The following is an 18,410-nucleotide window of genomic DNA, read 5'->3' as shown; positions in this document are numbered from 1 at the left end:
TAAATAAAAGAATGAAAAGGAGACAAAAATGAATATTATGTTTTTAGCTAGATAAGAAATAATTTAATAGATGTGTAATAAGATTTGTTTAGATTTATATAATAATTTGAATCTATGGAATACAATATCTTTGTGCATTTTTAGCTAAGAACTAGTTTGAAATTATATATATAGTGTGACTATTATATGACTGCTTTACATTCTAATAAGTTGGATACTGCTCTCTATGACTTTATTTTAGAGATTATAGGTATGATATAGAATTATTGCTGTAAGTTGAACTAATTCAACTTACAGCTTTTTATATTGTTGGGATAGTTCTGCTTAAATGCTAGAAATAAATAAGATATTAGATTTCCTGTAGAGCAAAGTTGGACAGGAGGAAATTATATGTTGTTGTTATTAAAATGTATTAACATAAAAAAGGAATTCAAAGATAGAATCATATTAGAGAATATTAATTTTCATGTTGAAATGGGTGATAGAATAGCCATTGTAGGTAATAACGGAGCAGGGAAGACTACCCTTGCTAATATCATTACCGGTAACTTGAACCAAGATAGTGGACAATTAATATGGCATAAAAAGAATATAAAAATAGGGTATTTGCATCAGTCCACCTATTATACCCAAGGTGAATTCAATCATATGGTTATAACTAGTGATAAAATAGGCATCAGTGATTTTTTTCATACATCAAGAGAATTAGGCGTAGATAATATAGAAGATTATAATACCTTAAGATTAGAAAATCTAAGTGGTGGAGAAAAAACAAAATTGGCGCTTGCAAAAATATGGGCACAAAAGCCAGAATTTCTAATATTAGATGAACCAACTAATCATATGGATTATGAAGGTGTTAGGTGGTTGATAACTAATATTAAAAAATATGAAGGAACAATAGTAATTATATCCCATGATAGATATTTTATGGATCAAGTTTGTAATAGAGTCATAGAAATTGAAGGTGGTATAGCTAATTGTTATAAAGGTAATTATTCAGCATATTACACCGAGAAGAAAAAAAGATATGAAAGTCAATTACATCAATATCAGGTTCAAGAAAAAAACAAAGAAGCTATTAAAAAAGAAATAATCAGATTAAAACAATGGTCTTCGAAAGGGCATAGAGATTCAACTAAAAAAGATGGCTATAAAGAAAAGTATAGAGTCAGAGCCAAGAAAAAGGATAAACAAGTTAAGTCTAAGATCAAGAAGATTGAAAAACTACGCTACGAAGGAATAGAGAAGCCACAAGAAGAACAAAAGATAACATTTCAGTTCAATAACAATTCAAAAAGCAATAAGGTACTTGAGGCGAATAATATAGGTAAGAGATTTGATGATAAATCTTTGTTTGAAAACAGTTCATTTTACATTAAATCCAAAGAGAAAATTGGATTATATGGTAGAAATGGTTGTGGTAAAACAACCCTCATAAAAGCTATACTCAATGAAATAAAATTAGACGATGGAGAGATTTATCTTAGCCCTTCAACAAAAATAGCATATCTAAGTCAAGATGTAGGCGAAATGAATATAGATAAAACAGTGATACAGTTCTTTGATATAGATGATTATCAAGTAAGAGGTACTCTTCAAACACTATTAGCCAATATGGGTTTCACAAAAAAGATGGTTAATACTAAAATTAAAAATCTTAGCGTAGGGGAGAAAACAAGAGTTAAAATAGCTTATATGATAATGATGGAAAACAATGTTCTTATATTAGATGAGCCTACCAACCATTTAGACCTCAATAGTCGTGAGATGCTGGAAAAAACTCTGGGAGACTATCAAGGAACAATAATCATCGTTTCACATGATAGATACCTGTTAGAAAAGTTATGTGATAAAGTATTGATTTTTGAAGATGGTAAGATATATAGGAAAGAAGATTCATTCAAGGAGCATATGCTAAAGCTAGAAAATAGAGATAAAAGATGTAATAAAAAAGTTAATCAAGAAAAATTAATCATTGTTGAAAATCGTATTGCCAAGATACTAGGAGAGCTTAGTCTATTAAATGTACAAGATGAACGCTATACAATTCTTGATGAAGAATTCAAATTACTGATTCAAGAAAAGAAGGATTTGATGCAATTAATAAACAAATAAATTAATAATTATGCATAAATTTCTCTTAAAAACTTGACAAATTTAATCCATCCATTATTATATATATTGTTACAATATATACAGCAAAATGACAGTATTTTAATTAGTGGGTGAGAAAACTGAAAGATTATGCAGCAGCAAGACAGTATAATGAGATACGCAACAAAGACCTAACGGATAATGAATTTTATAGTGGATTGAAAAAGGGAATGCCTATAGCGTTAGGTTATATACCTGTTTCATTTACATTTGGATTGATGGCAGTAACTGGTGGAATACCTATATGGCTGACTATTTTTATATCCTTATCAAATCTTACTTCAGCTGGACAATTTGCTGGAACTGGATTAATAATAGCAGGAGCATCGTATTTGGAAATAGGAGTAACAACATTAGTTATAAATATACGTTATATGCTTATGTCGTTAGCTCTATCTCAAAAGATTAAGAAACCTATGAGTTTTTTCAGAAGGTGTTTATTAGCATTTGGAATTACAGATGAAACATTTACTTTAGCAGCTATGGAAGATGGAGAAATTTCTTTTCGCTATATGTTAGGTCTGATTACAGGTCCTTTTTTGGGATGGGGACTAGGAACGGCATTAGGAGCTTTATCATGTTCTGTATTATCAGAAAATGTTCAAAATTCTATGGGGATAGCACTATACGCTATGTTTATTGCATTGATAGTCCCTGCTTCCAAAAAATCCAAGTCAGCTTTGATAGTAGTTATTATAGCTGTAGCAATTAATTGTGTTTTGACATGGCTTCCTGTATTTAATCATATATCATCAGGTTGGAGAATTATTATAGCAACTATAATCGCATCATCTTTTGGTGCTCTTCTGTTTCCAAAGGAGGATGATTAGATGACGGTTACCAAACAATTCATAGCAGTAATGGTTATGGCTTTTGTTACATATATACCAAGGGTAGCACCTTTAGTGATTTTCAAACGTAAGATAAAATCTAGATTCATTCGATCTTTTTTAAGTTATGTGCCTTATGCAGTATTGGGAGCTATGACATTCCCAAGCATTCTGTACTCAACACAACATTTGTATTCTGCAATTGCAGGGTTGGTAGTAGCATTGGTAGTAGCTTATTTTGATAAAAGCTTAATAAAAGTAGCTGTAAGTGCAATTTTAACGGTGTATATATTTGAATTACTTATCTAAATTATTACCATATATTGATAATTAGTTTTACTTAACGTATACTTAATTATATAATTATTTAGGTGGTGATAGTTTATATGGATATGATATATGATAGGTACTCTGTTAGGAAATATCTAAAACAAGATTTGAACGATAAACAAAAGGAATACTTAGATAATATTACTAAATATGAGCAACAAGGTATATTGGGAAACAAAGTTAATGTTAAGTTGATTAAACCAAATACTAAACATCTGAAGTTCAGTTATGGAATGATTAGAGGAATGGCAGGTTACATGTATGGTTATGTAGATTATTCCACAAATGGTTATATAGACTATGGCTATATTATGGAAAAAAATATTCTTGGTATGACTAGAATGAATATAGGAACTTGCTGGCTTGGGGGAACATTCAATAAGAAGTTCTTTTGCGGTGAAAGTAAAATGGGAAACAAAATAGTGCCAGCTGTCATTGCATATGGAGCATATGAGAGTAAAAGAAAAGATAAGGCTAGAAAAAGAAAAGGTTTTGAAGAAATAATTTTTGATAAAGAACTTGGTAATTCCTTATCAATTTCAAGAGACGATGTGTTATATGATGCATATGAAGCTGTTAGATTAGCTCCTTCAGCTCTAAACAAGCAACCATGGAGACTAGTAAAAAAAGATAATATAATACGGTTTTATCAAAATACAAAATCCGTGGAAATGAATTTGGGTAATATTGATATGGGTATAGGAATGGCTCATTTTGAGTATGGGTTGAATATTAACAAAATAAATTATTCATGGATAAAAGAAGATATAGAGGAAATAAAAGACTATATTTATTGCATGAGCATAAAGATATAAATAGGATTATCTAAAAAATACTTGCATTATATATTTTTTTATGGTATAATACAAAAAGTTATTAAGGTTATGTAAATATCAAATTGCAACAAGATGTATTTGTTTATATAAAATTTTAATATGTGATTATTAAAGACTAATAGCGATATTAGTCTTTTTATATTAAAAGAAAATTAACTTGTAAACTATGTGCTTTAATTTATAGAATCCGCGGCTGGTATAATACTTACATATTTTGCAATAGGCATTTAACAATTTAGTAACTCAAAATCTCATTTGATGAGAAAGTATATAAGGAGGTGGCAATATGACAAAAGAACTCATATTGACTTTAGTTGGATTATTCATAATCACCTCTCTTACTAATATTTTAGCTACACTTAAAACAATATTGATTTCAAAGAAAATCATGAACCCAGTATATATTCTAGTATTTATAGATGCAATAATTTTCGCATCAGTACTTACGAAAGTTACTAGTTCAGGAGGATTTCATTATACAATAGCATATGCATGTGGTAGAACATTTGGTGTGTTTATAGGTGGAAAGATTGAAGAGCGATTAGCTCTAGGGATTATTGAAGTGGATTTATTTTTAAGTAACAGAGAAAAAATGATTAAAGTCGCAGAAAAACTTAGAAGAGAAGGATATACAGTCAATAATTTCCTTGCTCGTGGTATGAATGGCGATAGACGACATAAAGTTGAAATAGTAATGAAGAGGAACGAATTTAAGATATTAGAAAAGATCTTAGATGAATATGAAGTGAAAAATCCTACACTAAAGATTAAGAACTTAAGTAAAGTAGAAGGTAAAATTACAACTACAAGTGTTCATGTTTAATTAATAAAAAATCACTGATATCAGTGATTTTTTGCTGTTTGAGAATATATATATATTATAAGATACAAAAATACTTTACTAAAATACAGAGATAAATTATTAAAAAGCTTGATTTTTTCTTAAAATCGTGATAAAATCTACGCATAACAAAAACAAATGTTTACGTCAGAAAGACAATTGATTATTTGTGTTTATTTATTATATAAGATATATTTAATTAATTCAATAAAAACATTAAAAAGTGAGGTAATAAAAAATGGAAAGTAAATTACGTGTTGGTATAATCGGAGCTACTGGTATGGTAGGTCAAAGATTCATTTCATTATTGCATGATCATCCTTGGTATGATGTAGTATGTCTAGCTGCAAGTCCAAGATCAGCAGGAAAGTCATATAATGAAGCAGTAAAAGGTCGTTGGGCACAATCAATAGAAATACCTGAAAAAATCGGTAAAATGACTATGATGGATGCATCTAATGTTGAAGAGATAAGTGCAATGGTTGATTTTGTTTTCTGTGCTGTAGATATGGATAAGAAGACTATTCGTGAATTAGAGGAAGCTTATGCAAAAGCTGAAGTACCTGTTGTATCTAATAATTCAGCTAATCGTTGGACTGAAGATGTACCTATGGTAATACCAGAGATTAATGATGAGCATTTAAAAATAATTGATGCTCAAAGAAAAAGACTTGGAACAAAAAGAGGATTTATTGCAGTAAAACCTAACTGTTCAATTCAAAGTTATGTTCCAGTTGTCAATGCATTAAAGAAATATAAACCTACAAAAGTTAATGTGTGTACTTATCAAGCAATATCTGGAGCTGGTAAAACATTTGACAGTTGGCCAGAAATGGTTGATAATGTAATACCATATATTGGTGGAGAAGAAGAAAAAAGTGAACAAGAGCCAATGAAAATATGGGGAAAAATCGAAAATGATAAGATTGTTTCAGCTACAGAGCCTGTAATTTCTGCACAATGTATTAGAGTTGCAGCAGCTGATGGCCACTTAGCAGCAGTTTCTATAAGTTTTGAGGAAAAACCTGAAGTTAATGAAGTTATTAGTATATTAAATAGTTATTCAGGTAAACCACAAGAATTGAAACTTCCATCAGCGCCGAAACAATTTATGAAATACATGGAAGAAGACAATCGTCCACAAACAAAAATCGACCGTAATTATGAAAATGGAATGGGCGTAACAGTTGGTAGATTTAGAGAAGATAACTTATATGATTACAAATTTGTATGTCTATCTCATAATACTCTAAGAGGTGCAGCTGGTGGAGCAGTTTTAATTGCTGAATTGTTGACAGCTGAAGGATATATTACAGCAAAATAAAATTATTTACTCAACTTTCCCACTTCAATATTGAAACCAAATCAATAACCCTTAATTTACCTGCATTAACTTAAAGGTAGGAAAGTTGAGTTATTTATAATTATAATTGCATATATTAATATGAAAGGTTGCCTGATGGCAATCTTTTATATTGCCAGAATACATAAATCAATAAGTACATTTCATAACGACATAACATACTATATATAAGAATAATATTATTGAGGAGAAAATATGGTACCAAATATGTGTTACGATAGATATCCTCCCTCCTATCAAGAAAAGATAAACTGTGAAGACAGGAGATTAATAACTGTAGTAGGCATCGGTAAGGTTGAATTGGAACCAGATACAGCAATTCTTAAATTAGGTGTTATAACAAAAAATGAAGATGTAGTGATGGCACAAGATGAAAATAAAAATATCATGGATCAAGTAATCAAAGGGCTTGTAGATGATGGTGTAAACAAAACAGAGATTAAGACCATCCAATACACAGTTGTACCACAATATGATTATATAGAGGGTAAACAAGATTTTAGAGGTTATGAAGTAAGGCATGTAATTGAAATAACAGTTACTGATATTGATACAGTAGGTATGATTATACAAAATGCAGTTAAGAATGGTGTGAATTATCAACAAGGATTAAATTTTACAGTGGATGAACCAGATAAATACTATGAAGATGCATTAGAATTGTCAGTAATAAATGCTAGGGATAAAGCTGAAAATATAGGAATGACACTTAGAACAAGGATTAATCCACGACCCATAAAAGTCATAGAAAAGACAAAGCGTGATCAAATTAAACCTTATGAAACTGCTATTTATAGAGATGGTGGAATACCTGTTCAATCAGGTAAACTGAGTATAGTAGCTATGGTAGAAGCTACATTTGAATATTAAAGGAGAGTTGTATTATAAACATTTTTATGGTTATACCATGAAATTTAAATTAATGTTTATGATACAATCTCCTTTTCTGTCTTAAGGAAAGACTTTATTAACGTTAAAATTCCTTTTGAAAGCTACGCGTAACTTCTTTTGTTTGTATAAAAAGTTAAAATGACTATAAAATGGTTATATTTTTATAAAAAAGTATTGACTTTTTACAAAATATATATTACTATGATTACAGAAAACCGGTTTACTGAATAACTAATTTATATATCTTGCAAGATATAAATAACTAACTTCATTGTATACTAATCTTAAATTCATAAAGTAACAAACAACTAAATACAGGAAATATAATAGAATTTAGGAGGAATTTTTGTGAAAAGAAAGGTGTTAAGTTTTTTATTGAGTCTATGCATAATTTTTACATTGACGACTTTTAATGCTAATAATGTCCATGCTTATTCTAATGGTTCATATTATACAAAACCAGCATATACGGCAACTGATCTATATGTTATTGATATTCAGAATATGACCCATGCAGAAAGAACTATGATAGCAACTTTACAAGGAATTGTTGCTAATAAGACATCATCACAGATATACATAATTGATTCAGATCCATACTTTACAGAAGATGCATACTCAAGATATCTTAATGATCTGGTAAGCAAAAAAGGGATAACTTATCAACAAGTCAATAGTGCATGGGATTTAATTAATACATTCAGTCAGTATATTGATGGATACATATTGTATCAAGGGGGTACTGATTCTATGAATGCAGCTAATTCATTAGCAGGAGTATTGGATGCTGTTGCAGTAGAAGCAAGTATTGAAATAACAGCACAGAATAATGGATTAACTCTAGTGCAGGATGTTACTGGTAAAAACGAATCATGGGTAGTAGATAACTATTGGAACCAGTTGAATCACAGTATTGTCATAGAAGCAAAAGAAGATGATGAACATTCAACCCACTTAAGAGATTTTGCAGCAATGAACAAGGCTCTTGTCTTTTATGATGGCAATTCAAGTTTTAGAACATCAATAATGCAAAAATTAGATCCTGATTCAGTTGTTTTTGGATGGGGAGATACCAGCGGTGGTTCAGAAGAAGCGTTTATTTCAAACAGTTCCTATAATGGTGTAATGAGCATTCCTTCTGATTGGGCACTTAATTTATCAGTTCTAAGCGGATTTTCTGCAGGAACATATTCTCAAAATACTGCACAAGCTACTAATGAGGAAAATGTCCATTATGTAACATTCTATGTATCAGATGGAGATAACCTACAATGGACTCTTAACAGAGGAAATGAAGATGATTGGTGGGGAAGTCAATCAAGAGGTAATTTTGCATTAGGTTGGACAATGCCTCCTGGAATGATAGATATATCACCATCTGTATTAGACTGGTATTATGAATCAGCAACTCCTAATGATAACTTTATCGTAGGACCTTCTGGAAGTGGATTCATTTATCCAAAATCTTATCCAGCAAGTGAGCTTGATTTACATACTCAGAGATTAAATGATTATATGGGTAAATTGGATATGGGTATTGTAGCTGTAATTGGAAGGAATTCCTTCAATGATACTTCGATATGGGATAAATATACTATGCAGTCTAATATCGACGGTTTATTCTATTATGAGTGGACACAATACTTTGGTAGTCCTTACAATGGAGATATTTTATGGTCCAATGGAAAACCTGTAATATCAACTAGTATGAAATTAGCAGATGGACTTTCATACGCTTATAAAAAAGATCAAGTAGTGAACTACCTTAATAGTCAACCTACAGATACTCACAGTGAAAGCGGATACTCAATGATAGCAGTTGATGCATGGAACAATTATGATCTGCCAGCAACTATACAATATATTGTTGATAGATTAGATTCTGATGTGAGAGTAGTTGCACCTGATGAATTTGTTAGATTAATAAAAGAAAACATCAGCCAGACTGCTGAAACTTTTAAATTATTAACTCCTTCAAATAATAGTACTTGGGTTTCTAAAACAAATACAGCTTTTGATTGGGAAGATTCTGTAGGAGCAGACAGTTATAGAATCATTGTAGATAACAATAGTGATTTTTCCAGTCCTGAGATAGATGTTTCAGGTATTACAACTAGTAATTATACTTCAACCATCACACTAGACACATGGACAAATTATTATTGGAAAGTTATTGCGGTAGATGATAATATTACTACTCAATGCAATGATATATTTACTTTTACAACAAGTTTCTTTTAGTCAAGTTAATGCATAACACCTTTTGCCCTTGTAGATATTATAATTGTTAATTACCATTTACATATATTAATAATTATGATATTATGGAGTAGAAAACCGGTTCACTATTACGGTCTGAAGCAGTATTTTAAGGTAAAAAGGTGGTTATAGAATGAGTACAATTAATGATGTATCAAAATTAGCTGGAGTTTCAAAATCTACTGTATCCAACGTATTTAATAATACTAAATATGTAAGTGAAGAAATTACTGATAGAGTTTTAAAGGCTGCGCAAGAATTGAATTATTATCCTAATAAACTAGCTACGGGTCTAGCCAACAAAAAAACTTATATGATTGGTTTGTTTTTAGAAAATCTAGGTGAGTTTAGAAGTATGCATCATCAAATCATTGAAGGTGTTGCTATGAAGTTGAATGAGTTTAATTATAACGTTATCTTATATATTGATAGAGATAATGAAAAGATACCTAAAGGTGCTAAGTTAAGGATAGAACCTATAGATGGAGCGATTATCTTAGATCCCGAAATTGAAGATATACGTATTAAAGACTTTGTTAGTTCAGGTACGCCCATTGTCTTGGTTGGAAAAGCTCCAAAATCATATGAGAACTTAAGCAGTTTAGATGTGGATAATATTGAAATAGCTTATAGTGCAACAAAAATGCTAATACAAAATGGTCATAAAAAGATTGCATTCATAAACAGTAAACCTAATTTAACTATTACATCTGACCGTTTAAAAGGATATATAAAAGCTCTATCAGAGAACCAGATTGATTTTGAACCTTCTTATATATATAACTGTGATAATACAATAATAAAAGCAAAGAAATTAGCGAGTAGTATTTTGGAAAAAGGAGAATTCAGTGCAATTATTACTGAATCAGATGTAGTGGCACTTGGGGTATATGAAGAAGCAAAAACTAAAGGTATTAACATACCAGGCGATATTTCCGTTTTTGCACTAGGTGGTATGGATTATTTCTTGACTCCTGAAGTCAGCAGGGTAGTAGTAGATTATAAAAAATTGGGTGAGGCCGCTGCAAAACAAATAACTATGATCATAGATAATAAGCAGCAATCATCAAATCTCATTCTAAACAAATACAAAATTATTAAAACAGGTTCTGTAGGACAAGTTTCAATAAGATAAACAACAAAAAAATATCATAAGTCTAAGGTTTTAGGGAGGATATAATATGGTTAACATAAAAAAATGGTTTACTCTTGTTATGAGTATATTAATGGTAATGAGTTTATTTACTGGATGTGGTTCAAAAGAAACAGTTTCCAATGGAGATTCTCAGAAAATGGATGGTAAAGTGAACGAGCAACAAGGAGATAGTAAGAAACAAGTTAAGCTCAGTATTTGGTGGGCAAGTCAAGATGAATTTAAGCAACCACTGTTAGATGCCATAGCAGAATATGAGGCTGAACATCCTAACGTTAAGATTGAACCAGAATGGTTAGCTAATTTTGATTACTATGATAATTATAAAGTTGCTCTAGCAGGAAAGACAGCTCCTGATATTGTAAAGATAGATCATGTATTTGTTCAAACTTTAGGTTATAATGACCAAATTCTAGAGTTAAGTGAATTTGGTGCAAATGATATCAAAGACAAATTTGTGGAATCAGCATGGAAAGCAAATATGTATCAAGATAATGTTTATGCATTACCATTTGACGCTAATACATTAGCATTGATGTATAATGAAGATTTATTGACTAAAGCAGGTAAAGAAGTTCCTGCTACATACGAAGAATTAAAAGATGTTGCGTTAGCAATAAATGATTTAGGAGAAGAAGGTGTATATGGATATACTGTTCCAGTTAATCCAAAGGGAAGTGGATTCCTATCTTTCCAATTTAGTTCATGGGTTGCTAGAAACGGTGGTTCTATTCTAAATGACGATTGGAGTGCAAGTACATTAGACAGTAAAGAAGCTGTTAATGCATTACAGCAAGTAGATGATTTACTTAGTTGTGGAGCAATACCACCAAATGTATACCTTGAAAATGAATTTTATGAAGGTAAAATTGGGTTATTAGAAATGGGATGTTGGAATATAAATAGACTTACTGCTGATGAAACAGCCAATTTGAATGTTGCACCATTAGTATCATTGAAAGACGGTGTTACAGGATATGCACCATTAGGATTATATAGTCTTGCAATAACAAAAGCAACAAAACATCAACAAGAAGCATATGATTTCTGTAAGTTCCTAGCAACCAATAAAGATCTACAGTTATCCTATGCAAAACAAACTAATCTAATGCCTTCATTAAAAGATTCATTAGAGGATGAAATGTTTAATACTCCAGAGTGGAAAGTATTTGTTGAACAATTTAAAAATACTGTATCAAGACCAGGAAGTCCAGCATGGCCTTCAATTGATAAGCATCTTTCAAATGCAATTCAAAAAGTTCTGACTGGTGTTGCAGAGCCAGAAGAAGCATTAAAGGAAGCAAAAGAATTATGTGACGAAGAGATAAAGAATATTAAATAGAATCCTAGTCAACAATTGCATAAATAAAATAGGGCATCTAATAATATAGGCTAAATAATCTATTAGCTGTTAGTATTATTAGACAGCCCTTATTTTGAAAGAAGGTTAATGATGAAAAGTAAGGCTGTTAAAGAAAATAAGAAAAGCTATAAGAGGATTAGAGTCAAATATAAAAATGAAATAATAGCATATAGAATGCTTGCAATACCATTAATTCTTTGGGGAATATTTTTTCTGTTTGCACTGTTTAGAGTAATATATCTTAGTTTTACTGATTGGAATATATTCAAAGCTCCAGATTTTGTTGGATTAGATAATTATATTCGTATATTTACTAATGATGGAGGTCTATGGAAAGCTTTTAACAATACCTTCATATGGACTGTATTCACTGTGATAGGACATAATCTAATTGGACTTGGTACAGCTTACATGATTACTTGTATTTCAAGGGGAGAAAAGTTCTTCAGGGCGGCGTTATTCTGGCCTATACTTGTTTCACAGGTTGTAGGAGCCACAATGATAGAATGGATTTTCGATCCAAGTCCTTATGGTTTCTTGAATACAATATTAGGTCATTTCGGAATTAAATCTGTAGCCTGGCTGTCAGACCCAGATATGGCGTTGATATCATTGATGCTTTATCCACTATTTTTAGGTTTTGGAATAAGAATGCTTATTTATTTAGCTGGATTAAAACAAATCCCTAAGACATTCTATGAAGCTGCTAAGATTGATGGAGCAAGTAACTGGACTATCTTCAAAAAAGTTACAATTCCTTTATTAAAACCAATTATTTTATTAAATATAGTATACACAACAATTGAAAGTTTTAAGGTAATAGGTCCAATGCAGCTTGTTACTAAAGGGGGACCTATCGGCAGTACTATGTCAGTGGTTCTTAGAATATACCAGGACGGTTTTGTTGAGAATAAAATGGGATATGCATCATCTATTGCAGTTGTATTTTTCATATTTATTCTAATTGTTACTATTATACAATTTAGATTTGAAGGGGAGAAGGTAACTTATGAATAAGGGTAAAAATAAAATCAGAAACACAATATTTTATATCATCTTGAGTATCTTTGCATTTGTTCAGCTATTCCCTTTTTATCTAAGGATAGTTTACTCACTGCAACCAAAAGATTTCTTGCCTGAAATGGGGAAAATATATTTATTGCCCAAAGGATTCCATTTTGAAAATTATGTTCAGGCTTGGAAAATGTCAAATTTAGGAATAGGATACAAAAACAGTTTGATTTATGTTACAATATTTACTTTGGTAAGTGCATTCATTGCAATTTTAGTAGGTTATGTAATTGCAAAGAAGAAGTTTAGAGGCAGAAAAATAATATTTGTCATGTTACTATCAACATTGATGGTACCAGCAGAAGTATTATTAATACCTAACTATATTTTAGTTAGAGATTTAAACATTCTAAATACTTTGGCTGCACTTATTATACCAGGATTAGTCAATATTGTAGGGATATTTCTTGCAAAACAGTTTTTAGAAACCCTTCCTGATTCAATAATTGAATCTGCATACATAGATGGTGCTGGTGAAATGAAAATTTTCTTTAAGGTTGTATTGCCATTATCAGGACCTGTGATAGCTACATATTTCATAATAACATATACTCAGATGTGGAATGATTATCTATGGCCTATGATAGTTACCAACAAAGCAGAAGTATTTACAGTTCAGCTTAGTTTAATGGGATTTCAGACTAATTTCCAGACTGGGTATGATATGATTCTAGAATCGGCAGCATTGATTACGACTTTAGCACCAATAGTAATTGTATTTTTAATATTCCAGAAAAAATTTGTTGAAGGAATCAGTATGACAGGAATTAAATAATTGTTTTAGTGAGAAAATATTAGCAGAAATTAAGCAAAGTTAGATAAGATGGGAGTAAGTATAATTATGCCATATAATAAAAAAAAGATGTATGTCTATATTCAAAACGTGATTGATAAAGTTAATAAAGCTATGTATGAAAAAGTGGCAGAATTAGATGCTGTTGCATGGGTTACCAAAGAACCAGTTCCATTCCATGAACGATGTAATGGAGAGAAAAAGCAAGTTCACATAGGAGAAACTTGGGGACAATTATGGGATTGTGGATGGTTTAATTTTACAGGTGAAGTTCCTAAGACACAAAAAGGGCAAAAAATCGTTCTGTTAATCGACGTTAATGGTGAGGGTTGTGTTTTTGATAAAGAAGGTTGTCCTATTAGAGGATTAACAAATATAAGTTCTTCTTTCGATTTTTCCTTGGGAAAACCTGGTAAAAAGGTTGTACAGTTCCTTGAAAACTCTGAAGGTGGAGAAAAAATTGATATATGGATAGAAACAGGTTGTAATGACCTATTTGGTAGATATAGTAAAGAGGGTACTCTGGAAGAGGTTTGTGTTGCTGTATGCAACCAAGAGATGAGAGCTCTATATTATGATTTTCAAGTATTATATGAATTGATGTCTCAGTTACCTGATAGTGAATCAAGGCATATGAGTATACTTTATAAATTAGATGAAGCTACAAAAGTCTTGAAAGACTATACAGAAGAAGAGGCAGTCAAGGCAAGAAAAATATTGATGAGTGAGTTGAATAAAAAAGGTGGCGACCCATCTTTAACAGTAAGCGCTATTGGTCATGCTCACATTGACCTTGCATGGTTATGGCCTATTAGAGAAACTATTAGAAAAGGAGCTAGAACCTTTTCAACAGTACTGGAGATGATGGAACGTTATCCAGATTATATTTTTGGAGCTAGTCAACCTCAACTCTATGTATGGATGAAGGAACGTTATCCTAGTCTATATAAAAAAATTGAACAAAGAATCAAGGAAGAGCGATGGGAAGTACAAGGTGCTATGTGGGTAGAACCTGATACCAATATTTCTGGCGGAGAAGCATTGATTAGACAAGTCGTATATGGTAAAAGATTTTTCAGAGAAGAATTCGGTAAAGATATGAAGATATTATGGCTCCCAGATGTCTTTGGATATACTGGTTCATTGCCCCAAATCTTAAAAAAATCAGGTGTTGATTATTTTATGACCATAAAATTGTCATGGAGTGAGATTAATCAATTCCCTCACCATACATTCAATTGGCAAGGTATAGATGGTACAAAAATATTATGCCATATGCCTCCAGAAGGAACATATAATAGTTCAGCCAGTCCTCAAGCAATTAAAAAGACAGAGGCACAATACTTGGATAAAGGAGTCTCTGACAACTGTCTAATGCTGTTTGGAATAGGCGATGGAGGTGGAGGACCTGGAGCAGAACATTTGGAAAGACTGGGGAGAGTTAAAAATCTGAATGGATTGTCACCTGTAGTTCAAGAATCTTCACTTGATTTCTTCAAAAGAATAGACAAAGATTCTGATAAGTATAAAACTTGGAATGGTGAGTTATATCTTGAAAAGCACCAAGGTACTTTTACTTCACAGGCAAAAAATAAAAAATACAATAGAAAAATGGAAATAATGTTGAGAGAATTAGAACTTTCATCCATGTTAGCACAGATAAATGCTCAGATGGTATATCCACAAGAAGAAATTGAAGAAATATGGAAAGAAGTTTTACTCTATCAATTTCATGATATTCTACCTGGTTCATCTATTAAACGTGTATATGATGAAAGTCTTGATAGATACCAAGTATTAATGAACAAAACTAAAGAAATGATTCAAAAATCTCTCGAAGCAATAGCTGATAATATTAATACCCATGGAATAGATAATCCACATATGGTATTTAATTCACTCTCATGGGAACGTAAAGAGTGGATAAAAGTAAAAGATGATTGGCAATATTTATCAGTACCACCAATGGGATATTTAGTGGTAGACGAAAAAGAAATTGATGATACTAGTGAGAAACTAGTAGTAAAAGAAGATTGTTTAGAAAATGAACTAATTAGATTACAGTTCAATGATGATGGAACAATAAAGTCAATATATGATAAAAAATTCCAACGAGAGGTTATACAAGATGGTGTAGAAGCTAATGTATTAGCTGTTTATGATGACCAGGGAGATGCATGGGATTTTGATATAAATTATGACCAAAGACCATTTGACAGTTTTCAATTAGAATCAAGAGAAAACTATATAGATGGACCAAAAGCAATTATGAAGCAAGTCTATATCTTCGGAGAATCAAAACTGATACAAAAAGTTATTCTAACAAAAGATAGTAGAAGAATTGATTTCAAAACCGAAGTTCAGTGGCAAGAAAGTAATAAAATGTTACGAACTTCTTTCCCAGTGGACATTTATGCTACAGAAGCAATATGTGATATCCAATTTGGTACTATAAAACGCCCGCTTTATAGAAATACAAGCTGGGAATCTGCCAAATACGAGATATGTGCTCATAAATGGGTAGATATTTCCCAAAGGGATTATGGAGTAGCATTGATGAATAATTGCAAGTATGGATATAAGGTTCTAGAAAATACTATAGATCTGAATTTATTGAGAAGTACTAATTATCCTGGTATTAATGCTGATAGAGGTAAACATGAATTTACTTACTCTCTATATCCTCATAATGGAGATTATGTAACGGGAGAAGTTGCTAAAAGAGCAGATGAACTTAATATTCCACTGAATTGCATAGAAGTCAATTCAAGTAAAGAGCAATTACCAATGACAAAGTCATTCATTGAGATATTAGATGGAGATGTAGTGGTTGAATCAGTTAAAAAAGCAGAAGATGATAATGATATTATAGTTAGATTGTATGAAAACAACAGTTCAAGTGTTAATTCTCAGATATTCTTTAACTTTGATGTGAAATCTGTTAAATTGGTTGATATGATGGAGGAAAATTCTAGTGATATACCAATTGAGAAAGGTATAGTTAATCTAAAATTCAAACCTTTTGAGATACACACATTGAAAGTTAATATCTAATTAGATAGGCTTAGAATGTATAATTGAATTAAATATATTTATTTGAAATATAATAATAAAATTTGGTTAAAGTTAAATATTAACCAAATTTTTTATTGTCTTAATAAGTGAAACAAACTATTAGGCAAACAAATATTTATTAATATCTGAGTAAATAAAAATTAATATTGTTTTAATAACATTTAATTATTATGAAATACTAAAAAAGACTAATTATTGTATAATAAATAAGTTGAGACATATTAATAATGCTATTAGGAGGAGATATTGTGTTTGGTAAACGAAAAAATGGGATGAAATTTCTTAGGACAAGGTTATTCTTGGATAACTTGAAAAGTTTTATAAAAGGTTGGCTACTTAAGTTTACTAATATGAAAATCGGGAATGAAGAAAATATTAGTAGATGGCATCTGATATCTGAATACAAAATAGATATTAATTGGAGAGAGGAATTAGGAGAGGTAAATCATAGCAGAATACATAACATGAGTCTAGGAGCAGATACAATCAATGGAACACTGCTCAAGCCTAGTCAGGTATTTTCCTTAAGGAAGATTCTAGGAGAGGCGACTATACAGAAAGGATATGCACAAGGACCTGTTTTCAGAAATGGTAAAACTACTTATACTACAGGTGGGGGGCTTTGTCTAGATAGTTCAGTTTTGTTTAATGCTGTATTATATGGCAATCTGAAAATATTAGAAAAATATAATCATAGTACAGACTTATGGGGAGAAGACAGATTTGTAGATCTTGGCAGAGACGCAACCTATGTATACGGAAGAAAAGATTTGAAGTTTCAAAATAACACTAATTCAGATATAGTAATTAACATGGGTGTATCAAAAGAAGATTTGTATATATGGTGTAAGATACTATCTAGAGATGAAGTTGCAACCAATGTCAGGGTTGAAAAGAATATAGTGAATGAACTTCTTCCTGAAGATAGTAAAAAAGTTGAATTTGTTAAAGGATGGGAAGTCATAACCAATAGATATAGTCAATTAGATAATGAGGAAGTGCTTACTTATTCTAAGAAAGAGATATATAAACCTTTTGTGAAGGGGATAAGTTAATAAGTGCTTTAAAGATACATGTAGAATTTTAATAGTTCTGGTGTATCTTTTTTTATATATTAAGGTGAGTCAGAAAAAAGAGTTTTGTTCTGACGTGGCTTTTGCAAAATAGTATATGTATATGTTACGCCAGCTACTTGCTCGTCCATGAGCAAAGAGCTGGGTTCGGCGTCCTGCCTCACTACTCCACATATACATATACTATTTTGCTTTAAGTTATCTTCAATTATAATTACAAAAAACTTATTCTTCTATAGTGGCAGTATTATTACAGGCTATTGGTGAAATATATTGAGTTTATTAATTCATTAAAATGATGGGTATCAATCTAATTAAGGGGGATTATATGAAAAAAGTATTTGTGTGGTGTAATATCATAATTATAACAATAAC

At 31.0% G+C, this 18,410-nt stretch carries 14 protein-coding genes; all 14 read left to right on the top strand.

Going from position 1 to position 18,410, the window contains the following annotated elements; all coding sequences use genetic code 11:
* Window positions 1-390: 390 nt before the first annotated feature.
* The gene (gene abc-f, locus AACQ14_RS03890) at window positions 391-2,118 is read left to right on the top strand and encodes a ribosomal protection-like ABC-F family protein (RefSeq protein WP_339362259.1); all 1,728 of its coding nucleotides are present in this window, start codon (window positions 391-393) and stop codon (window positions 2,116-2,118) included.
* A gap of 110 nt (window positions 2,119-2,228) precedes the next feature.
* Window positions 2,229-2,987, top strand: a complete 759-nt coding sequence (locus AACQ14_RS03885; protein ID WP_339362258.1) for an AzlC family ABC transporter permease — start codon at window positions 2,229-2,231, stop codon at window positions 2,985-2,987.
* Complete coding sequence (locus AACQ14_RS03880; RefSeq protein ID WP_339362257.1) at window positions 2,988-3,296, top strand: AzlD domain-containing protein; 309 nt, start codon at window positions 2,988-2,990, stop codon at window positions 3,294-3,296.
* A gap of 77 nt (window positions 3,297-3,373) precedes the next feature.
* Complete coding sequence (locus tag AACQ14_RS03875) at window positions 3,374-4,132, top strand: nitroreductase family protein (RefSeq protein ID WP_339362256.1); 759 nt, start codon at window positions 3,374-3,376, stop codon at window positions 4,130-4,132.
* 307 nt (window positions 4,133-4,439) lie between these two features.
* Window positions 4,440-4,976 (top strand): DUF5698 domain-containing protein, encoded by a 537-nt coding sequence (locus AACQ14_RS03870; protein WP_339362255.1) that lies wholly within the window; start codon window positions 4,440-4,442, stop codon window positions 4,974-4,976.
* Between the two features lie 256 nt (window positions 4,977-5,232).
* Window positions 5,233-6,318 carry an aspartate-semialdehyde dehydrogenase gene (gene asd / locus AACQ14_RS03865; RefSeq protein ID WP_339362254.1) on the top strand — a complete coding sequence of 362 codons (1,086 nt, stop codon included), beginning with the start codon at window positions 5,233-5,235 and terminating at the stop codon, window positions 6,316-6,318.
* A gap of 234 nt (window positions 6,319-6,552) precedes the next feature.
* On the top strand, window positions 6,553-7,227 hold the full coding sequence (locus tag AACQ14_RS03860; protein ID WP_339362253.1) for an SIMPL domain-containing protein: 675 nt from the start codon (window positions 6,553-6,555) through the stop codon (window positions 7,225-7,227).
* A 369-nt stretch (window positions 7,228-7,596) separates the two neighbouring features.
* Complete coding sequence (locus AACQ14_RS03855; protein WP_339362252.1) at window positions 7,597-9,489, top strand: GxGYxYP domain-containing protein; 1,893 nt, start codon at window positions 7,597-7,599, stop codon at window positions 9,487-9,489.
* 151 nt (window positions 9,490-9,640) lie between these two features.
* The gene (locus AACQ14_RS03850) at window positions 9,641-10,642 is read left to right on the top strand and encodes a LacI family DNA-binding transcriptional regulator (RefSeq protein WP_339362251.1); all 1,002 of its coding nucleotides are present in this window, start codon (window positions 9,641-9,643) and stop codon (window positions 10,640-10,642) included.
* A gap of 46 nt (window positions 10,643-10,688) precedes the next feature.
* Complete coding sequence (locus AACQ14_RS03845) at window positions 10,689-12,002, top strand: sugar ABC transporter substrate-binding protein (RefSeq protein WP_339362250.1); 1,314 nt, start codon at window positions 10,689-10,691, stop codon at window positions 12,000-12,002.
* 111 nt (window positions 12,003-12,113) lie between these two features.
* Window positions 12,114-13,040 (top strand): carbohydrate ABC transporter permease, encoded by a 927-nt coding sequence (locus AACQ14_RS03840; RefSeq protein WP_339362249.1) that lies wholly within the window; start codon window positions 12,114-12,116, stop codon window positions 13,038-13,040.
* A complete protein-coding gene (locus AACQ14_RS03835; protein ID WP_339362248.1) occupies window positions 13,033-13,869 on the top strand; it encodes a carbohydrate ABC transporter permease in 837 nt (278 codons plus the stop codon). The genes AACQ14_RS03840 and AACQ14_RS03835 overlap by 8 nt, the downstream gene beginning before the upstream one ends.
* Before the next feature lie 66 nt (window positions 13,870-13,935).
* Complete coding sequence (locus AACQ14_RS03830) at window positions 13,936-16,941, top strand: alpha-mannosidase (RefSeq protein WP_339362247.1); 3,006 nt, start codon at window positions 13,936-13,938, stop codon at window positions 16,939-16,941.
* Between the two features lie 269 nt (window positions 16,942-17,210).
* Window positions 17,211-18,017 (top strand): VanW family protein, encoded by an 807-nt coding sequence (locus AACQ14_RS03825; protein ID WP_339362246.1) that lies wholly within the window; start codon window positions 17,211-17,213, stop codon window positions 18,015-18,017.
* Window positions 18,018-18,410 lie beyond the last annotated feature (393 nt).

The sequence above is a fragment of the Vallitalea maricola genome, from assembly GCF_036985595.1.
Classification (GTDB): domain Bacteria; phylum Bacillota; class Clostridia; order Lachnospirales; family Vallitaleaceae; genus Vallitalea; species Vallitalea maricola.
The sequence above is the reverse complement of the archived record's forward strand: the minus strand, read 5'-3'. Positions and strand labels throughout refer to the sequence as shown.